The organism is Ruegeria sp. AL7 (genome assembly GCF_056536105.1).
In genome coordinates, this window is the sequence record NZ_JBQFJF010000001.1 from 2890392 (window position 1) to 2905613 (window position 15222).

The 15222-nt window shown below is 56.3% G+C and carries 16 protein-coding genes and 1 tRNA gene; 7 read left to right on the forward strand and 10 right to left on the reverse strand.

Translation table 11 applies throughout. The features are described 5' to 3' along the window. Positions 1–131 precede the first annotated feature (131 nt). Complete coding sequence (locus tag ACR3E2_RS14505; RefSeq protein ID WP_480483951.1) at positions 132–590, reverse strand: Lrp/AsnC family transcriptional regulator; 459 nt, start codon at positions 588–590, stop codon at positions 132–134. Positions 591–709: 119 nt separating this feature from the next. Here ACR3E2_RS14505 and ACR3E2_RS14510 point away from each other — a divergent pair, with 119 nt between their 5' ends. Next, positions 710–1510 carry a phenylalanine 4-monooxygenase gene (locus ACR3E2_RS14510; RefSeq protein WP_480483952.1) on the forward strand — a complete coding sequence of 267 codons (801 nt, stop codon included), beginning with the start codon at positions 710–712 and terminating at the stop codon, positions 1508–1510. Positions 1511–1526: 16 nt separating this feature from the next. On the opposite strand, the gene ACR3E2_RS14515 is transcribed toward ACR3E2_RS14510, so the two are convergent. From ACR3E2_RS14515 to ACR3E2_RS14525, 3 genes are all read right to left on the reverse strand, one after another. Next, the gene (locus ACR3E2_RS14515) at positions 1527–2048 is read right to left on the reverse strand and encodes an N-acetyltransferase family protein (protein WP_480483953.1); all 522 of its coding nucleotides are present in this window, start codon (positions 2046–2048) and stop codon (positions 1527–1529) included. Continuing rightward, positions 2045–2599 (reverse strand): helix-turn-helix domain-containing protein, encoded by a 555-nt coding sequence (locus tag ACR3E2_RS14520; protein ID WP_480483954.1) that lies wholly within the window; start codon positions 2597–2599, stop codon positions 2045–2047. Before ACR3E2_RS14520 ends, ACR3E2_RS14515 begins: the two co-directional genes overlap by 4 nt. A gap of 117 nt (positions 2600–2716) precedes the next feature. Continuing rightward, complete coding sequence (locus ACR3E2_RS14525) at positions 2717–3733, reverse strand: Fe(3+) ABC transporter substrate-binding protein (RefSeq protein WP_480483955.1); 1017 nt, start codon at positions 3731–3733, stop codon at positions 2717–2719. A 281-nt stretch (positions 3734–4014) separates the two neighbouring features. Between ACR3E2_RS14525 and ACR3E2_RS14530 the strand changes: the two genes are divergently transcribed. Further along, positions 4015–4338 (forward strand): SemiSWEET transporter, encoded by a 324-nt coding sequence (locus ACR3E2_RS14530; protein WP_480474865.1) that lies wholly within the window; start codon positions 4015–4017, stop codon positions 4336–4338. Between the two features lie 65 nt (positions 4339–4403). Here the strand turns inward: ACR3E2_RS14530 and ykgO are convergent, their stop codons facing one another. Further along, positions 4404–4529, reverse strand: a complete 126-nt coding sequence (gene ykgO / locus ACR3E2_RS14535; protein ID WP_008755722.1) for a type B 50S ribosomal protein L36 — start codon at positions 4527–4529, stop codon at positions 4404–4406. A gap of 90 nt (positions 4530–4619) precedes the next feature. Beyond that, a tRNA-Val gene (locus tag ACR3E2_RS14540) sits at positions 4620–4694 on the reverse strand. Positions 4695–4843: 149 nt separating this feature from the next. Between ACR3E2_RS14540 and ACR3E2_RS14545 the strand changes: the two genes are divergently transcribed. Beyond that, a complete protein-coding gene (locus tag ACR3E2_RS14545; protein WP_267365028.1) occupies positions 4844–5704 on the forward strand; it encodes an N-formylglutamate amidohydrolase in 861 nt (286 codons plus the stop codon). A 2-nt stretch (positions 5705–5706) separates the two neighbouring features. Here ACR3E2_RS14545 and ACR3E2_RS14550 read toward each other — a convergent pair whose 3' ends face one another. Further along, positions 5707–6960, reverse strand: a complete 1254-nt coding sequence (locus ACR3E2_RS14550; protein ID WP_480483956.1) for a DNA polymerase IV — start codon at positions 6958–6960, stop codon at positions 5707–5709. Positions 6961–7310: 350 nt separating this feature from the next. Next, a complete protein-coding gene (pyrF, locus tag ACR3E2_RS14555; RefSeq protein ID WP_480483957.1) occupies positions 7311–8015 on the reverse strand; it encodes an orotidine-5'-phosphate decarboxylase in 705 nt (234 codons plus the stop codon). A gap of 140 nt (positions 8016–8155) precedes the next feature. On the opposite strand from pyrF, the gene ACR3E2_RS14560 reads away from it, so the two are divergent. Both ACR3E2_RS14560 and clpB read left to right on the forward strand, forming a co-directional pair. Beyond that, a complete protein-coding gene (locus ACR3E2_RS14560; protein WP_209599181.1) occupies positions 8156–8473 on the forward strand; it encodes a hypothetical protein in 318 nt (105 codons plus the stop codon). A 125-nt stretch (positions 8474–8598) separates the two neighbouring features. Further along, on the forward strand, positions 8599–11217 hold the full coding sequence (gene clpB, locus ACR3E2_RS14565; protein ID WP_480483958.1) for an ATP-dependent chaperone ClpB: 2619 nt from the start codon (positions 8599–8601) through the stop codon (positions 11215–11217). A gap of 52 nt (positions 11218–11269) precedes the next feature. On the opposite strand, the gene ACR3E2_RS14570 is transcribed toward clpB, so the two are convergent. Then, the gene (locus ACR3E2_RS14570; RefSeq protein ID WP_480483959.1) at positions 11270–11893 is read right to left on the reverse strand and encodes a class I SAM-dependent methyltransferase; all 624 of its coding nucleotides are present in this window, start codon (positions 11891–11893) and stop codon (positions 11270–11272) included. A gap of 92 nt (positions 11894–11985) precedes the next feature. Then, a complete protein-coding gene (locus ACR3E2_RS14575) occupies positions 11986–12801 on the reverse strand; it encodes a cyclase family protein (RefSeq protein ID WP_480483960.1) in 816 nt (271 codons plus the stop codon). Between the two features lie 379 nt (positions 12802–13180). Between ACR3E2_RS14575 and msrP the strand changes: the two genes are divergently transcribed. Together msrP and msrQ are read left to right on the forward strand one after the other, a co-directional pair. Continuing rightward, positions 13181–14083 (forward strand): protein-methionine-sulfoxide reductase catalytic subunit MsrP, encoded by a 903-nt coding sequence (gene msrP / locus ACR3E2_RS14580; RefSeq protein ID WP_480483961.1) that lies wholly within the window; start codon positions 13181–13183, stop codon positions 14081–14083. Between the two features lie 4 nt (positions 14084–14087). Continuing rightward, positions 14088–14702, forward strand: coding sequence for a protein-methionine-sulfoxide reductase heme-binding subunit MsrQ (msrQ, locus tag ACR3E2_RS14585; protein ID WP_480483962.1), 615 nt, complete (start codon positions 14088–14090; stop codon positions 14700–14702). Positions 14703–15222: the final 520 nt, after the last annotated feature.

Here is a 15222-nt window from a genome sequence, read left to right on the forward strand (position 1 = left end):
GCCCGGTCGCCAATAAGCGGTGGCCGGGCTTTTCCAATTGAACGACACTCCCAGCCTTTCGACACCTCGTCTTAGCAAGGATGGGTTATGCACCTGACACATCCGCTCAGGTTCCGTTTCGTCGGACCCTGTCAAAGAATGGGTAAAGGGCCGCGGGTCTTGGTCTGGCGAAGCACAAAGTTGCTGCGGGTGTCGCGGACCAGCCCTGATTTCAACAGGCGCTGCATGATAAAGACTTCAAGATCCTCGGGGGTTTTGGCGTAAACCTTCAGGATAAAGTCGTGATCCCCGGTGATCGAGGCGCACTCGACGATTTGCGGCTCGGTCTCGACCAGACGAAGAAACGCCGAGATGCTGTTCTCCTGATGGTCCTTCAGCGCGACGTGGACATAGGCAATGGCATTCAGGCCAACAGCCTTGGCAGAAACCTGCGCGCGATACCCTGAAACCACCCCGGACGATTCAAGGTCACGGACGCGGCGCCAACATTGCGAGGTCGACAACCCGGTCCGGTCGGCCAGTTCCTGCATAGACAGGCGTCCACTGGCCTGAAGCTCTCGCAAAATATCAATGTCGGCAGGGTGAAGCATTTGACCCGCAAATGGCAATATCTCGGAATGTTTCGTTCATAATACGGGCGATACTCAGAATATCAAAACAAATTCTCCATGTGAGTTGAGGTATCCTGATCTCATGCAGGAGGATGCTGATGCCCAAATCGACGAAGTATGTCGCCAAACTGGCGGATGAACATGGCCACATTACCTACACAGACGAAGAGAATGCGGTCTGGGCTGATCTTTACGCGGCACAGGAAGAAAATGTTCGGCGCTATATGGCACCGGAATACCTAAGCGGTTTGGTGCGGCTGGACCTGCCGAAGACCAAAGTGCCATCTTGTGCGGAAATTTCGAAACGGTTGCTGGACCTGACCGGCTGGCGGGTGCAGCCGGTTCCGGCGCTGATCGGGTTCAAGACATTTTTCGGGATGCTTGCGGATCGGGTTTTTCCGGCCGCCTCTTTCATCCGCTCCCGGGAAGATTTCGACTATATCGAAGAGCCGGATATCTTTCATGAGATATTCGGACATACACCGTTGTTAAGTGATCCACGTTTTGCCGCGTTCAGCCACGCCATCGGGCTAGCCGGAAAGCAGGCAGATGACGCGGATTATGCCTGGTTGATCAGGCTCTACTGGTTTTCGATCGAGTTTGGCCTGCGCCGCCAGAACGGTCAGATCAAGGCGTTGGGTTCAGGGTTGGCGTCGTCGCCGACAGAACTGGTCTATGCCGTGACCAGCGACATACCCGATCGTGACCCGTTTGACGTTCTGACGATTCTACGAACACCCTACCGGATCGATATGCATCAGATGGGGTATTTTGTTCTGGATGACCCTGAAGAGTTGTTTGAGGCCGCCGAACGGAACCTGCTGGCAGATGTTCGTTGTGCGCGCCGCCTTGGGCTGTTGCCGAACAAGTTTCCCGAAAAGGTAACCGCCGCCGAGTAGCAGGGGCCGCGTCTTTTCAAGCGTCAAGGTTTTTGTACATATAGGTTGTGGACTCGAATTTTGGTTCAAATGGGTTCCGGCAGTAATTCGGTATTTCCCCCGCGATTTGAAACCCGAGGCTTTGATAAAGCAGCCGCGAGGGATCGGTGCTGCGCGTATCAAGTACGAGCATCGTGCGCCCCACCTCTCGCGCCCGAAGAACAAGCGCATTCATCAGGGATCGGCCTAATCCCCGCCGTCTGGCGTTGAGGTGGACCAGAAGTTTCGCCACGTCGGCGCGGTGGGGTTGGTTGGGCATTGCGGCCGGGATTAGTTGAACGGTGCCTGCAATGCGGGGACCGTCATACGAAACGAACAAGTCCAGCTTACCAGACCTGAGACTGGGCTGTACGTTTTGTTGCCAGTACGCACGCGCATCGTTCAGGGTAAACGGAAGTATGAAACCTATGCTGGCCCCATCATGAACACAGGCATGCAGGATTTCAGCCAGGTCATCCAGCGCGGCGTCAAAATCGTTCTCGGTCAGGCGCGTGATCATATAAGCACCAGCAGGTAACGTGCGCCACGCGACGCCCCTGTTTCAAACCGGGTCGGTCCCGACAGATGGTAGCGCAGGCAATCCCCGGCGTTCAGCGCGTGGGGAGTTCCATCAACCGTCAGAGTAAGCGCGCCGTCCATTAAGATCAGATGATGCTCTTGCCCCGATTTAGGTGGCACTTCGTAGGTAATGACCGTGTCCCGGGGCAGGTGGCATTCCAGAACCTCGGCGTTCAATCCATTTGCAAGTGGTGAAACAGCACGGCGGGTGAAGCCGGTTTCGGGGTCGCGCCACTCGGTCTGGCGTTCGAATGGAACCTTGGGGTCAAAGCTGTCTTCAACCATCATCAGCAGGCGTGAGATCGGCAGATCGTATACAGCGCACAGACGGCCTAGATTGTCGGCTGTTGGGCTGACATCCCCTTTTTCCATACGGGACAAGGTGGCGCGGCTGATCCTGCTGTGTTCGGCAAGGTAATCCAAAGACCAACCACGCCCGCGGCGCAGTTCGCTCAGGCGATTGGCGAGGCGGTTTGACAGGGTGTCAGGCATTACATCATATTGAAAAATTTTCTCATATACGAGAAAATATACAAATAAACATCACATATCAACGAAAAAGGATGCGGACAATCCGCATCCTATTCAAGAAGTCAGAGCCAAGAAGGATTACTTCCAGCCAACTTCGTTAAAGATCTTCTGCGCTTCGGGGATGTTCTTTGCAACGTCTGAAAGGTTCACGTCGTCTGCCTTGAATTCACCCAGCGCCTTGACCGACTCGGCCAGTTCGACATTTGGAACTGCCGGGAACTCGTCATTTCCCGCCGAGAAGTATTTCTGCGCCTGATCGCTGGCCAGATATTCAAGGAACAGGATCGCGTTTTCCTTGTTGGGTGCATGCGCGGCGACCCCACCACCGGATAGATTCATATGCGCGCCATAGCTGTCCTGGTTCGGGAAGACCCAGCCGATCATATCGCGGTCTGCGGACAAGCCTTTGACGTCTGTGCGAATGGAGCGCGCGAAATAGTAGGTGTTCGAAACCGCGATGTCACACTCGCCCGAAACGATGCCGCGCAACTGGTCGGTGTCACCGCCCTGCGGGTCACGCGCCATGTTGGCGACAACACCCTCGGCCCAGGACTTGGCGGCCTCAGTGCCTTCATGTGTGATGATCGATGCCAGCAGGGTCTGGTTGTAGGTGTTGGTCGAAGACCGGATACAGACCATTCCCTTGTATTCCGGTTTTGCCAGATCAGCGTAGGTGGCCGGCGGGTTGGTCACGTTTTCCTTGTCGAAAAAGATGATCCGACCGCGTTGCGAGAAACCAAACCACTGATTGTCGCTGTCCTGCAGATTGGCTGGAATGCGCTCTTCCAGTGTAGCGCTGTCGATTGATTGCAGGACACCTGCATTCTTGGCCCGCGCCAGACGCGACGTGTCCACGGTCAGCATCACGTCGGCAGGTGAGTTCGCGCCTTCCGCTTCCATCCGGGCAATCAGTTCATCCGCTTTGCCTTCGATCCTGTTGATCTTGATGCCGGTTGCGTCTTCAAAGTCGGTATACAGCCGTTCGTCGGTGTCATAGTGGCGCGACGAATAGAGGTTCAGTTCGCCCTCGGCGGCGGCAGAGGTTGCGATCAGAGCCGACAGTGCGGCGGCCAGGCAGGTCGTGGATTTCAGCATTGTGTGCCTCAACAATTGAATTTCGGGTCGGTCATTAATCCGACTGATTTTCTCAATTATACGATTCTGGGCGGGATGCAAGTAAATCCGACTGATTTACTTGGTCAAAAGGTCGCTGTGACGTTCAATATGCGATGCTCTGAAGGCATACGAGGGGGGAAGGTTGGTGGTAACGTGGTCGAGGGACTTGGTCCAAGCGCTTCTAGCGGATATTTTGGCAAGACAGATTGTCCGAGAAAAAGAACATGCCGTCTTATTCACTTAAAGGAAGAACGTGAGATATGCCCGAAACACTGGCTGAAAAATTGGAGAAATCTAACCTTGGCCATTGGATGTCGCGCTTTGAAGGGTTCATGGTTTTTGTTGGCGTGGTTGGTCCTTTTGCCACACTGCCACAGCTCGTGAAGCTGTATTTGACGCATTCGCACCATGCCTCGGGACAATCCTTGTTGTCTTGGTCGCTATATACCGCCTTGTCCCTGCTTTGGTTTGCTTACGGCTTGGTTGTTGGAAAGCTTCCAATCTATGTCGGCAACGGGATTTCGATGGTTCTGAACTTTCTTATGGTCGTTGGCATTCTGATCCATGCAGGGATTACATTTTAGGCGCGGGTGGAACAAAAAAAACCGCACTCGAAGGTGCGGTTTCTTTAAGCAGTGATGTGCCGTTCTTAGCCCTGACGAGCTTTGAACTTGCGCTGCGTCTTGTTGATCACGTAGACGCGGCCTTTGCGACGCACAATCCGGCAGTCGCGGTGCCGGTTCTTGAGCGAGCGGAGCGAGTTCTTGACCTTCATGGTCTGTCTCCAATCTGCGGCGCCTTCATCAAGGACGTGGCCAGCGCCTGGGTTACTCGGGTGCCCCGGAAAACCGGAACAGTGAAACGATGGTGGGCGGTACAAGGATCGAACTTGTGACCCCTTCGATGTCAACGAAGTGCTCTACCGCTGAGCTAACCGCCCACTTTCCCTTTGCGTGCCTTGCCCCATAACGAAATGGGGCGCGGATCCCCGCGCCGGTAGCGGGGTCTATAAAAGGAGTCGCAAAAGGGTTCAAGGGGTTTGGAAGAACAATTTTTCCGGTCTATGTTGATTACGAACACGGAGGGATCATGCAAAGCGCAGCCTATGTATTGGATATGCCCGAAAACCGCACCTCGTGCGTGGTTTTTTCATCGCCACACAGCGGGCGGGAGTATCCTGAGGCATTTCTGAACCGGTCCGTGTTGAACCGGAGCGTGATTCGATCCTCAGAAGACGCCTTTGTTGATCAGTTGTTCGCGCCGGCTGCGGAAAACGGTGCCCCTTTGATCAAGGCGGCCATGCCACGCGCCTATCTGGATTTGAACCGCAGTCTGGATGAGCTTGACCCGGCCTTGATCAGCGGTGCCCGCAGGCACGGGCATAATCCAAGGGTCGCGTCAGGGCTGGGGGTGATTCCCCGCGTAGTTGCCAACGGTCGGGCAATCTATCGCGGCAAACTTACCATGGACGAAGCGCGGCTGCGCATCGACACCTATTGGCGCCCTTATCATGCGCGGTTGAAATCCCTGCTGGCCGAATCACACGAGATGTTCGGACAGGCAATTCTGGTGGACTGCCACTCGATGCCGCACGAGGCGGTGGCCATGGCGGGCACTGCGCGCGGAAGGCGGCCCGAGATCGTGCTGGGCGACCGGTTTGGCGCGTCCGCGTCGTCAGAGGTCGTCGATATCATTGAAGCCGCTTTCGCGGCAGCGGGTCTCAACGTGGCACGCAATGCGCCTTTTGCCGGAGCATATGTGACGCAAACCTATGGTCGTCCCGGTCGCCAGCAGCACGCTGTACAGATCGAGATCGATCGCGCTTTGTACATGGACGAAGAAAAAATCGCGCCCAATGCCAATTTCATGGCGTTCTCGAAGCTGCTCAGGCAGGTGGTTCGCGAGATTTCCAGCCTGGGTGCGAGCCCAGAGCGTCTGGCGGCGGAGTAGCTTCAGCGCAGCGCACGGCCCTTCATGATTGCTTCGGCCCCGAACCGCTGGCGAATCTCGTCCGTGGCCCGTTCGGCCTTGGATCTGCGGGCAGCATCCGGATCCAGCAAGTCGCCGGAAATATCCGCCTGATCAGCCGGGCAAAGGTCGGACAAACCACAGCCCAACAATCGATATGGCCCCTGATCGCCAACCTGATCGAACAGGCCCCGGGCCGTGCGGTAAATCCGGTCGGCAATCTGTGTCGCATCCCGCAAGGCTACGCGCCGCGTCAGGATCTTGTGATTGGCTTTCTTCAGTTTCAACGTGACAACCCGACCAGCCAGATCCTTTGCCTTGGCGCGGTCCGACACTTTCAAGGCCATCCGCCACAAATGACCGTCCAGAATATCAAGGCTCGACGTATCTTCGAAAAATGTCGTCTCGTTGCTGATGGATTTCATCGGCTCATGCGCCGATACGCGTCGCTTGTCCTGACCCCGAGCCAAGTGCCACAGGCGATATCCCATTGAGCCGAACCGCGCGGTCAGCGCTTCCTGATCCCAACGCAGCAAATCACTGAAAGTTCTGATCCCTGCCTTGTCCAGCGCTTCTTGCGCAGCCGGGCCAATGCCCCAGATCAACCGTACGGGTTTGTCATTCAGAAACTCTGCCGTTTCCGCCTTGCCAATCACTGAAAATCCGCGCGGTTTGTCGAGATCCGAAGCGACCTTGGCCAAAAATTTGTTGTGACTTAATCCGATAGAGCCGGTGACACCGATTTCATCCTTCATGCGCTTGACCAGACGCGCCAGCATGACGGCCGGCGGCGCGCCATGCAGACGTTCGGTTCCCGACAGGTCCATGAAGGCTTCGTCCAGCGACAGGGGTTCGACCACGGGTGTCAATTCATCCATCATCGCGCGGATGTCGCGCGACACCTCAGCGTAGACGGACATGCGGGGCTTGATCACGACGGCTTCGGGGCAGAGTTGCAGGGCCTTGAACATGGGCATAGCCGACCGGACGCCGCGAATACGGGCAACGTAGCAGGCAGTTGAAACAACGCCGCGCTTGCCGCCGCCAATGATAACCGGTTTGTCCGCCAGTTCCGGGTTGTCACGTTTTTCAACCGAGGCATAGAAGGCGTCACAATCCATATGGGCAATCGACAAGTCAAACAGTTCCGGGTGTGTCTTTACCCGCGGACTGCCACAGGCAGTACAGCGTTGTTCGTTTGACAATGTGGTCAGGCAATCTCGGCAAAGACCGGGCATCTGCGTCCTCATGCGTTCCGCAGTTGGCTTGGACGTTCTTTATATCACCTGTGATCCTGGATCAAAGGCCCTGCTGACATGGGGTGATTTGGAAAGAAGACCCCCCGCACATCGCGGGGGGAAGTAACGAACCTCAGGAAGAAGCGGTTCGTTGGGGAGTATTTCCCCTTCAGAATCTCTGAAAATCCTTGGTTTCGATAGGATGAAGGTTGTGCCGAGAAAACTCGGGTTTTGAATGTGTGTTTTCTGGCACAGAGACGATTTGGCGCGGTTTTGTCAAAAAGTGACCTAAGGTCAACTTGTTGCGCGGAAAACCCAACGCAAAACCCACCTGAAAAGGCCAAGTGGTCTTAGCACACCTTGAGAGAATTTAGTTCGGAAAGAACGGTCTCAGCAGCGGCTTTTGGGTCTATTGCCTGATAAATCGGGCGGCCGACAACGATATGATCAGCGCCATCCTGAATAGCGCTTGCAGGGGATGCTACACGTTTCTGGTCACCAAGCGCTGCGCCAGCCGGGCGCACACCAGGGGTTACGATCAGACGCCCTTCAGCCTGTGGCAGAGCCCGGATCAGGGCGGCCTCTTGCGGGCTGGCGATAACGCCATCAGCCCCGGCTTCAAAGGCCTTGGCCGCGCGTTCGACAACCAAATCCTGCACATCACCAGGTTTCAAAAGACTTGCGTCCAGATCGTCGCGGTTCAGCGAGGTCAGGATGGTTACGGCGAGGATCTTCAGGTCTTTACCCGCAGCACCTTCTTTGGCGGCGCGCACCACATGAGGGTCACCATGCACGGTCAGAAAATCCAGATCGAATTGCGCCAATCCCCGCACGGCATTCTCAACTGTATTGCCAATGTCGAACAACTTCATGTCCAGGAAGATGCGCTTGCCGTGATCTTGTTTCAGTTCGTTGGCCAATGCCAGCCCGCCACCGGTCAGCATACCCAGCCCGATCTTATAGAAAGAAACACTGTCCCCCAAACGTTCTGCCATGGCCAACCCTTGCAGAGCGTTGGGAACATCAAGGGCTACGATCAGGCGGTCATCAGACATGGGGGGCGCTCCTTTTTGGCAAACGTCTGCGTCCTAGCGGCTTCGGGCCGCTCTGTCCATCTGCTAAGCCGCGCAGGCAGCTTCAAATCGTGTTATCGTGCTCTGTATTGAAAACTCGAATTCAAAATAAGGGGCGACAAATGAAAAAGCTGGTTTTGTTGGGCGCGTTGATTGCACTGGCCGCATGTAATGAAACGCCGCCCGAGGAGACGGATACAGGGGCTGCACCTGTGCCGACCAATGACGATTTGCGTTTGGTTGGTGGTTACAGGTCCGAGGATGATTGGTGTCAACTTACTGGTGAAACGGCGTTTACCGGCAATTTCCTGGACCATACGGCAGATCTGGTTTCTTGCCCGACGGGAAGTGCGGCAGCCCAATCTTTGGTGAATGATCTGGGTGCCGTTCAGGTCGCCGAGACCGGTGGTTATTCAGTCTATACCATCCAGCGCGAATAGGTCGATTTCTGTGTTTTAGCCTCTTGAACCACCGAAGATATTTCCCAGATTGAATGTGAGGCTTCGACCGACATGTGCTGCCAGGCGGGCATGTCAAAACGGGGCGCTTGGAAAAGGAGAATATCATGGACTTGAACAAGTTCACCGAGCGGGCACGGGGATTCGTGCAGGCAGCGCAAACCATTGCGCTGCGCGAGGGGCACCAGAGGCTGGAGCCTACGCATATACTCAAAGCACTGATGGATGACGATCAGGGGTTGGCCAGCAACCTGATCACGCGCGCGGGTGGGGCCCCGAACCGCGTGGTTGAAGCGCTGGACACCGCGATGGGGAAAATCCCCAAGGTCAGCGGCGACGCGAGCCAGATCTACATGGACGGCCAGACCGCCAAAGTACTGGACGAGGCTGCAAAGTTGGCATCAAAGGCGGGCGACAGTTTCGTGCCGGTCGAACGCGTGTTGATGGCGCTGTGCATGGTGAAGTCCAAGGCCAAGGATGCATTGGACGCCGGAGCCGTATCAGCGCAAAAGCTGAATGAGGCGATCAACGACATTCGCAAGGGTCGCACCGCTGACAGCGCGTCGGCGGAAGAAGGTTATGACGCGCTCAAGAAATACGCACGTGACCTGACCGAGGCTGCGGCCGAAGGCAAAATTGATCCGATCATCGGTCGGGATGAAGAAATCCGCCGCTCGATGCAGGTTCTGTCGCGTCGCACCAAGAACAACCCGGTTCTGATCGGTGAACCCGGCGTCGGTAAGACCGCGATTGCCGAGGGCATGGCCCTGCGCATCGTTAACGGCGATGTGCCGGAATCGCTGAAGGACAAGAAGCTGCTGGCGCTCGACATGGGCGCGTTGATTGCTGGTGCGAAATACCGTGGTGAGTTCGAAGAACGCCTCAAGGCCGTTCTGACCGAAGTGACTGAAGCTGCGGGTGAAATCATCCTGTTCATCGACGAGATGCACACGTTGGTCGGTGCCGGGAAGTCTGATGGTGCAATGGATGCGGCCAACCTGATCAAGCCTGCGCTTGCCCGGGGCGAGTTGCATTGTATTGGTGCGACCACGCTGGACGAGTACCGCAAATACGTGGAAAAAGACGCTGCCCTTGCGCGCCGGTTCCAGCCTGTAATGGTACAGGAGCCGACGGTCGAAGATACGATCAGCATCCTGCGCGGCATCAAGGAAAAGTACGAACTGCACCACGGTGTGCGTATCTCGGATTCAGCGCTTGTTTCAGCGGCGACCCTATCGCACCGCTATATCACTGACCGCTTTCTGCCCGACAAAGCCATCGACCTTGTCGACGAGGCGGCATCGCGTCTGCGGATGGAGGTCGACAGCAAGCCCGAGGAACTCGATCAACTCGACCGGAACATCCTGCAGATGCAGATCGAGGAAGAGGCGCTGAAGCTTGAAGATGACGCGGCCTCGAAGGACCGTCTGGAAACCTTGCAAAAGGACCTGGCCGATTTGCAGGAACGATCCGCCGAGATGACCGCTCAGTGGCAGGCCGAACGCGATAAACTGGCGGGTGCCCGTGACCTGAAGGAACAGCTCGACAAAGCGCGGGCTGATCTGGAGATCGCCAAGCGTGAAGGCAATCTGGCGAAGGCAGGTGAGCTGTCTTACGGCGTCATCCCCGAACTTGAGAAAAAGCTGACCGAGGCCGAAAACGCCGAAAGCAACGCCATGATGGCTGAGGAAACGGTGCGCCCGGAACAGATCGCTTCGGTGGTCGAGCGTTGGACCGGTATCCCGACCTCGAAAATGCTGGAAGGTGAGCGCGAGAAGCTGCTGCGGATGGAAGACGCTCTGCATTCCCGCGTGATCGGTCAGGATGCAGCGGTGACTGCTGTCGCCAACGCCGTGCGCCGTGCACGTGCGGGTCTGAATGACGAAGGCCGTCCGCTGGGATCGTTCCTGTTCCTTGGACCAACCGGCGTGGGTAAGACCGAGCTGACCAAGGCCGTGGCGAATTTCCTGTTCGACGACGATAACGCCATGGTGCGTATCGATATGTCTGAGTTCATGGAGAAACACGCTGTTGCTCGTTTGATCGGGGCTCCTCCGGGCTATGTCGGTTACGACGAAGGTGGTGTGCTGACCGAAGCCGTGCGGCGCAGGCCTTATCAGGTCGTGCTGTTTGACGAGGTTGAAAAGGCACACCCGGACGTGTTCAACGTGCTGTTGCAGGTTCTGGATGACGGTGTGCTGACCGATGGTCAGGGCCGCACCGTGGACTTCAAGCAGACGCTGATCATTCTGACGTCGAACCTAGGCTCTCAGGCGCTCAGCCAATTGCCCGAAGGCGCGGACAGCGGGCAGGCCCGCCGTGACGTGATGGATGCGGTGCGGGCACATTTCCGGCCCGAGTTCCTGAACCGTCTGGACGAAACGATCATCTTTGACCGCCTCAAGCGGGCCGATATGGATGGCATCGTCGATATCCAGATGGCGCGTCTGCAAAAACGCCTGGCGGCCCGCAAAATCGAACTGGCCCTGGACGATGGCGCCAAGGAATGGCTGGCCAATGAAGGCTATGACCCTGTCTTCGGTGCCCGCCCGCTGAAACGCGTGATTCAACGCGCCCTGCAGAACCCGCTGGCCGAAGCGCTGCTGGCCGGTGAGATCAAGGATGGTGAGGTCGTTCCGGTCACTGCCGGAACTGATGGTCTGATCATCGGTGACCGGTTGGGGACGTCGGAACGGCCCCGCCCCGATGATGCAGTGGTGCATTGATTTAGGAACGAACGGAAGACCCGCCGCATTGGCGGGTCTTCTTCGTCTGAATCTACGCTCTTCGACGCGCTAAAATTCCCTGGCTTGTCCGGGACGGTGGGCCTGCGGGAAATGAGTGCTCGCCTTCACATTCGAATCCAGCTTTGTCCAGTAGTCCCAGAATCTCTTCTCTGGCGAATGTGCGATGTCGCCATTGCAGCCAGATAATCGCATTGCACCAATGCGGCTTGGACACCACCAGATACAATCGACCATCAGGGTGCATCAAATCGTGAATCTGCTCAAGTGCGCGCAACGGATCGGGGCAGTGTTCGATGACATGCGCAGCCAGTGCCACATCAGCGGGTTCCAGAACGACAGAGCCTAACATGCCCTGCACAAGTCTTGGCTCGATACCCCGCGCCTGTAACGCGCTTTGACCGTGTTTCAACATGGCTTGACTAGGTTCGAGAAGGGTTACTTCGGCAGATGATCCATGAGTAGCAACCCAGGCTTCTGCAAACGAGGCCGTCCCGGCACCGATATCAACAACCCGACTGTTTTGCTCTGTCGCGCGCTGACTTGCTGACAGAAAACCAAGATACGCATCGTAATAACCAAGGGCACGCATCTTATCCCGCCATTTTGGTGCAGCGGTATCATAGCGCCGTGTGGTGTCAGACTTGGTCTTGCCCATTGGCTTGCTCTCAGTGCCTACCCTCATGGAATGGGCAGATGGAAACTGACCCACTGAAGAAAGCGGGCCAGTTTCGCCGTACGTCAGTTAAGTCAGATCAGCGCAAATATCCGCGCCGGACCTCCGGTGCCGCCTGCGTGTTTCGGTGCGCCAATAACAAGTGTTGCGCCTGACGCGGGTACCTGATCCAGATTGGCCAGGCATTCGATCCCGAACCGGCCGGATGGCAACCAGGCATAATGGGTGGCGAAATCCGCAGACATGCCGTGATCCAGTGACAAGGTGTCAACGGCAATAGACCGGGCTCCGGTTTCCTCCATCAGCATCTGCGCAGCTTCAACGTGAAAGCCCGGGTAATGCTGCGCTTCACCGTCGAAATTGCGGAACGCGTCCGTTGCCGTTTTGCCAGCCCACCCAGAGTGCATGGCGACACAAGCGCCGTCTGGTATATCGCCATTGGTGGCTATCCAGGCTTTCAGGTCATCAGGGGTTAAACGCGTATCGGCGTCTTCTGCTGCGCGGGCAGCGATATCGACCACGCAAAGTGGTGCGACCAGATCTGAAACCGGGATTTCATCGACCGAAGCCCCATCCGCAGAAAAGTGCAGCGGGGCATCTATATGCGTGCCCGTATGCTCATTGATTGACAAATTGAACAGATTGAATCCGTGCTCCGCGAAATTGAATGCCTGTTCGGCCGAGATACCCGGCTCTCCGCCCCAGGTCGGGAACTCCGGGCTGAGCGTGTGGGTCATGTCTTGGACACCGCCATGCCCCGCGGCCAGTGCGGCCGGTGCCATAGCCCCGGTTGCGGCAGCCGCAACACCCGATGCCGCCGCGGCTTTGAAGAACCCGCGCCGGGACAGCATCCTGTCTTTTACGGCGTTCATTACACAGATATCACACATTTTTCGTCCTCCCATTGCGGCCACGCGGCTGCAAAAACAGGCCCGCCACACTGTTGATCGCGTATGGTGCCTGTCTGACAGAGTGCAGTTTTGGACCCGCAGTTGTAAAGACTGCAGGCAGACAACCCGGCTGTTGCCCTCCGTTCAGAGCCAGCTCTGAGTGAATCGTATATCCCCAACGAAATGTTCGAGCACTGAGAGTTGGCTCAGGTCGTGACAACCGCTGAAAGCGGGCAGAGCGCGGCACAATCCGCCTGTCTGGGCCTGTCGCCACTCGGAACGTTACAATCACGTCGCTCAAACGTGACGCCTGTTTCCATGGGTCTGTGCTATCAGCACCCTAAGTCTGTAATGACAAACAAATACGACGGAGACCTAGATGGCGCATCGCTGGACCAATACATTAACACATGCCGACGTCACCCCACGGGCGTCCTTCCTGAACCGTCGGCAGGTCATGGCCGGGATGGCGGGTGTTGGTGTGGCGGCAATGGGCCAACCAGCTGCGGCGCAGGATGCGCTGGAGCCGAACACCTGGGATGAGATCACGAGTTACAACAATTATTATGAGTTCGGGACCGGAAAAGATGACCCGGCGAAACATGCGCATACGCTGGTGACCGAACCCTGGAGCGTAAAGATTGACGGTCTGGTCGATCGTCCTGGTGAGTATGATTTCAAGGACATCCTGTCCGAGATGACGATCGAAGAACGCATCTATCGCTTCCGTTGCGTTGAAGCCTGGTCGATGGTCGTACCATGGAACGGGTTCGAACTGGCCGATCTTCTGAAAATGGCGGGGGTGAAAGACGGCGCGAAATACGTAGCGTTCGAAACGGCCCACCGCCCGGATGAGATGCCGGGAACGCGCTATCCCATTCTGGAATGGCCCTATCGCGAGGGTTTGCGCCTGGACGAGGCGATGCATCCGCTGACGATCATGGCCACTGGTATCTATGACAAGCCGATTCCAAATCAGAACGGCGCGCCTTTGCGTCTGGTCGTACCGTGGAAATACGGGTTCAAATCGATCAAGTCGATTGTCCGGATCACGCTTACTGAAGAAGAGCCGCCCACCAGTTGGAATATGGCCAATTCGCGAGAATACGGGTTTTATAGTAATGTAAACCCGAACGTGGATCATCCGCGCTGGTCGCAAGCCTCCGAACGTGAAATCGGCGGCGGCCTGTTTGCCTCGCGCAAACCGACGCTGATGTTCAACGGTTATGAAGAAGAGGTCGCCAGCCTTTATGAAGGTATGGATCTGGCCAGGAATTACTAGAATCATGCAGGCCATCAATCAGACACTCCGGCGTATTCCGGTATGGGCCGTTTATCTGATGGGCGCGCTGCCCGCGCCCTGGCTGTTCTATCTTGGCCTGACTGGCGGTTTGGGAATCGAACCGATTGAGGCGCTGGAACACCGCTATGGCGAACTGGCTTTACAGTTGCTGATTGCCGGGCTGGCCATCACATCCTTGCGCCGATTTGTGGGCTTGAACCTGATGAAGTTCCGTCGGGCCATTGGGGTGCTGACTTTTGTATATGTCAGCCTGCATCTCCTTGTCTGGCTGGTTCTGGACGTTCAGCTTCCCAGCCAGATTTGGGCGGATATCCTCAAGCGTCCTTATATTACCGTTGGAATGGGGGCGTTTCTTTTGCTGTTGCCTCTGACGGCAACATCCAACAACTGGTCGGTGCGCCGACTGGGGCCGCGTTGGCGCAGGCTGCATTGGCTGGTGTACCCGGCCGCTTTGCTGGGCGGCCTGCATTATGTGATGCTGGCAAAAGGGTTTCAGATCGAGCCGCTGATCTATTTGGCAGCTATCGTCATTCTTCTTGCCCTTAGGTTGCCGATTCCAAGCCCGTCACTCCAGTCCAACACAGCAGATTCTGCCTGACTCGGAAGCGAGTCTGTGAGTAACATTGTAAACAAGGCGATAAAGTGCGGAACCCCATCTGTGTTTCCGACGATTCCGGCGCGCTTCCGCCTGATCGTGAATAGTTAACGCGTTGAAAATAAATAATTATTTTTGAAATCGGCATTTTCTTTTGTTTTCGTGCATTTTCCGCTTGCGGGTTTTGAGAGTAATACTTAGAACCCCCTTCACCGGCGCAACTGAGGTTGGCCTGACGGACTGGAAAGACGGTTGAGACGCGCCGGAGAGACGGTGGGCATCTGAGGTTGAGGTTTAGGCGGTTGCGCTAAGGGATTGGCGTTACGGTCTGGTTTTTGGCTCTGGGTGTTTTGTTCTTTGACATTGATGGATAACTGAAGAGATATGTGGGCGGTTTGGTTCGTTTCGACGGATTGGATGTCTGTATATCGCGCTCTTAGGTATTTTTCGGAATGCCGATGATGGAGTGTCAGCTTCACTGTTTGTACGGCTTTCGGTTTCTTAGGAGACCTGAAGCACAACA

Excerpts from the sequence above, each read along its gene's own strand:
- ACR3E2_RS14505 (WP_480483951.1), bottom strand. The coding sequence starts at position 590 with ATGCTTCACCCTGCCGACATTGATATTTTGCGAGAGCTTCAGGCCAGT.
- ACR3E2_RS14510 (WP_480483952.1), top strand. The coding sequence starts at position 710 with ATGCCCAAATCGACGAAGTATGTCGCCAAACTGGCGGATGAACATGGC.
- ACR3E2_RS14515 (WP_480483953.1), bottom strand. The coding sequence starts at position 2,048 with ATGATCACGCGCCTGACCGAGAACGATTTTGACGCCGCGCTGGATGAC.
- ACR3E2_RS14520 (WP_480483954.1), bottom strand. The coding sequence starts at position 2,599 with ATGCCTGACACCCTGTCAAACCGCCTCGCCAATCGCCTGAGCGAACTG.
- ACR3E2_RS14525 (WP_480483955.1), bottom strand. The coding sequence starts at position 3,733 with ATGCTGAAATCCACGACCTGCCTGGCCGCCGCACTGTCGGCTCTGATC.
- ACR3E2_RS14530 (WP_480474865.1), top strand. The coding sequence starts at position 4,015 with ATGCCCGAAACACTGGCTGAAAAATTGGAGAAATCTAACCTTGGCCAT.
- ykgO (WP_008755722.1), bottom strand. The coding sequence starts at position 4,529 with ATGAAGGTCAAGAACTCGCTCCGCTCGCTCAAGAACCGGCACCGCGAC.
- ACR3E2_RS14545 (WP_267365028.1), top strand. The coding sequence starts at position 4,844 with ATGCAAAGCGCAGCCTATGTATTGGATATGCCCGAAAACCGCACCTCG.
- ACR3E2_RS14550 (WP_480483956.1), bottom strand. The coding sequence starts at position 6,960 with ATGCCCGGTCTTTGCCGAGATTGCCTGACCACATTGTCAAACGAACAA.
- pyrF (WP_480483957.1), bottom strand. The coding sequence starts at position 8,015 with ATGTCTGATGACCGCCTGATCGTAGCCCTTGATGTTCCCAACGCTCTG.
- ACR3E2_RS14560 (WP_209599181.1), top strand. The coding sequence starts at position 8,156 with ATGAAAAAGCTGGTTTTGTTGGGCGCGTTGATTGCACTGGCCGCATGT.
- clpB (WP_480483958.1), top strand. The coding sequence starts at position 8,599 with ATGGACTTGAACAAGTTCACCGAGCGGGCACGGGGATTCGTGCAGGCA.
- ACR3E2_RS14570 (WP_480483959.1), bottom strand. The coding sequence starts at position 11,893 with ATGGGCAAGACCAAGTCTGACACCACACGGCGCTATGATACCGCTGCA.
- ACR3E2_RS14575 (WP_480483960.1), bottom strand. The coding sequence starts at position 12,801 with ATGTGTGATATCTGTGTAATGAACGCCGTAAAAGACAGGATGCTGTCC.
- msrP (WP_480483961.1), top strand. The coding sequence starts at position 13,181 with ATGGCGCATCGCTGGACCAATACATTAACACATGCCGACGTCACCCCA.
- msrQ (WP_480483962.1), top strand. The coding sequence starts at position 14,088 with ATGCAGGCCATCAATCAGACACTCCGGCGTATTCCGGTATGGGCCGTT.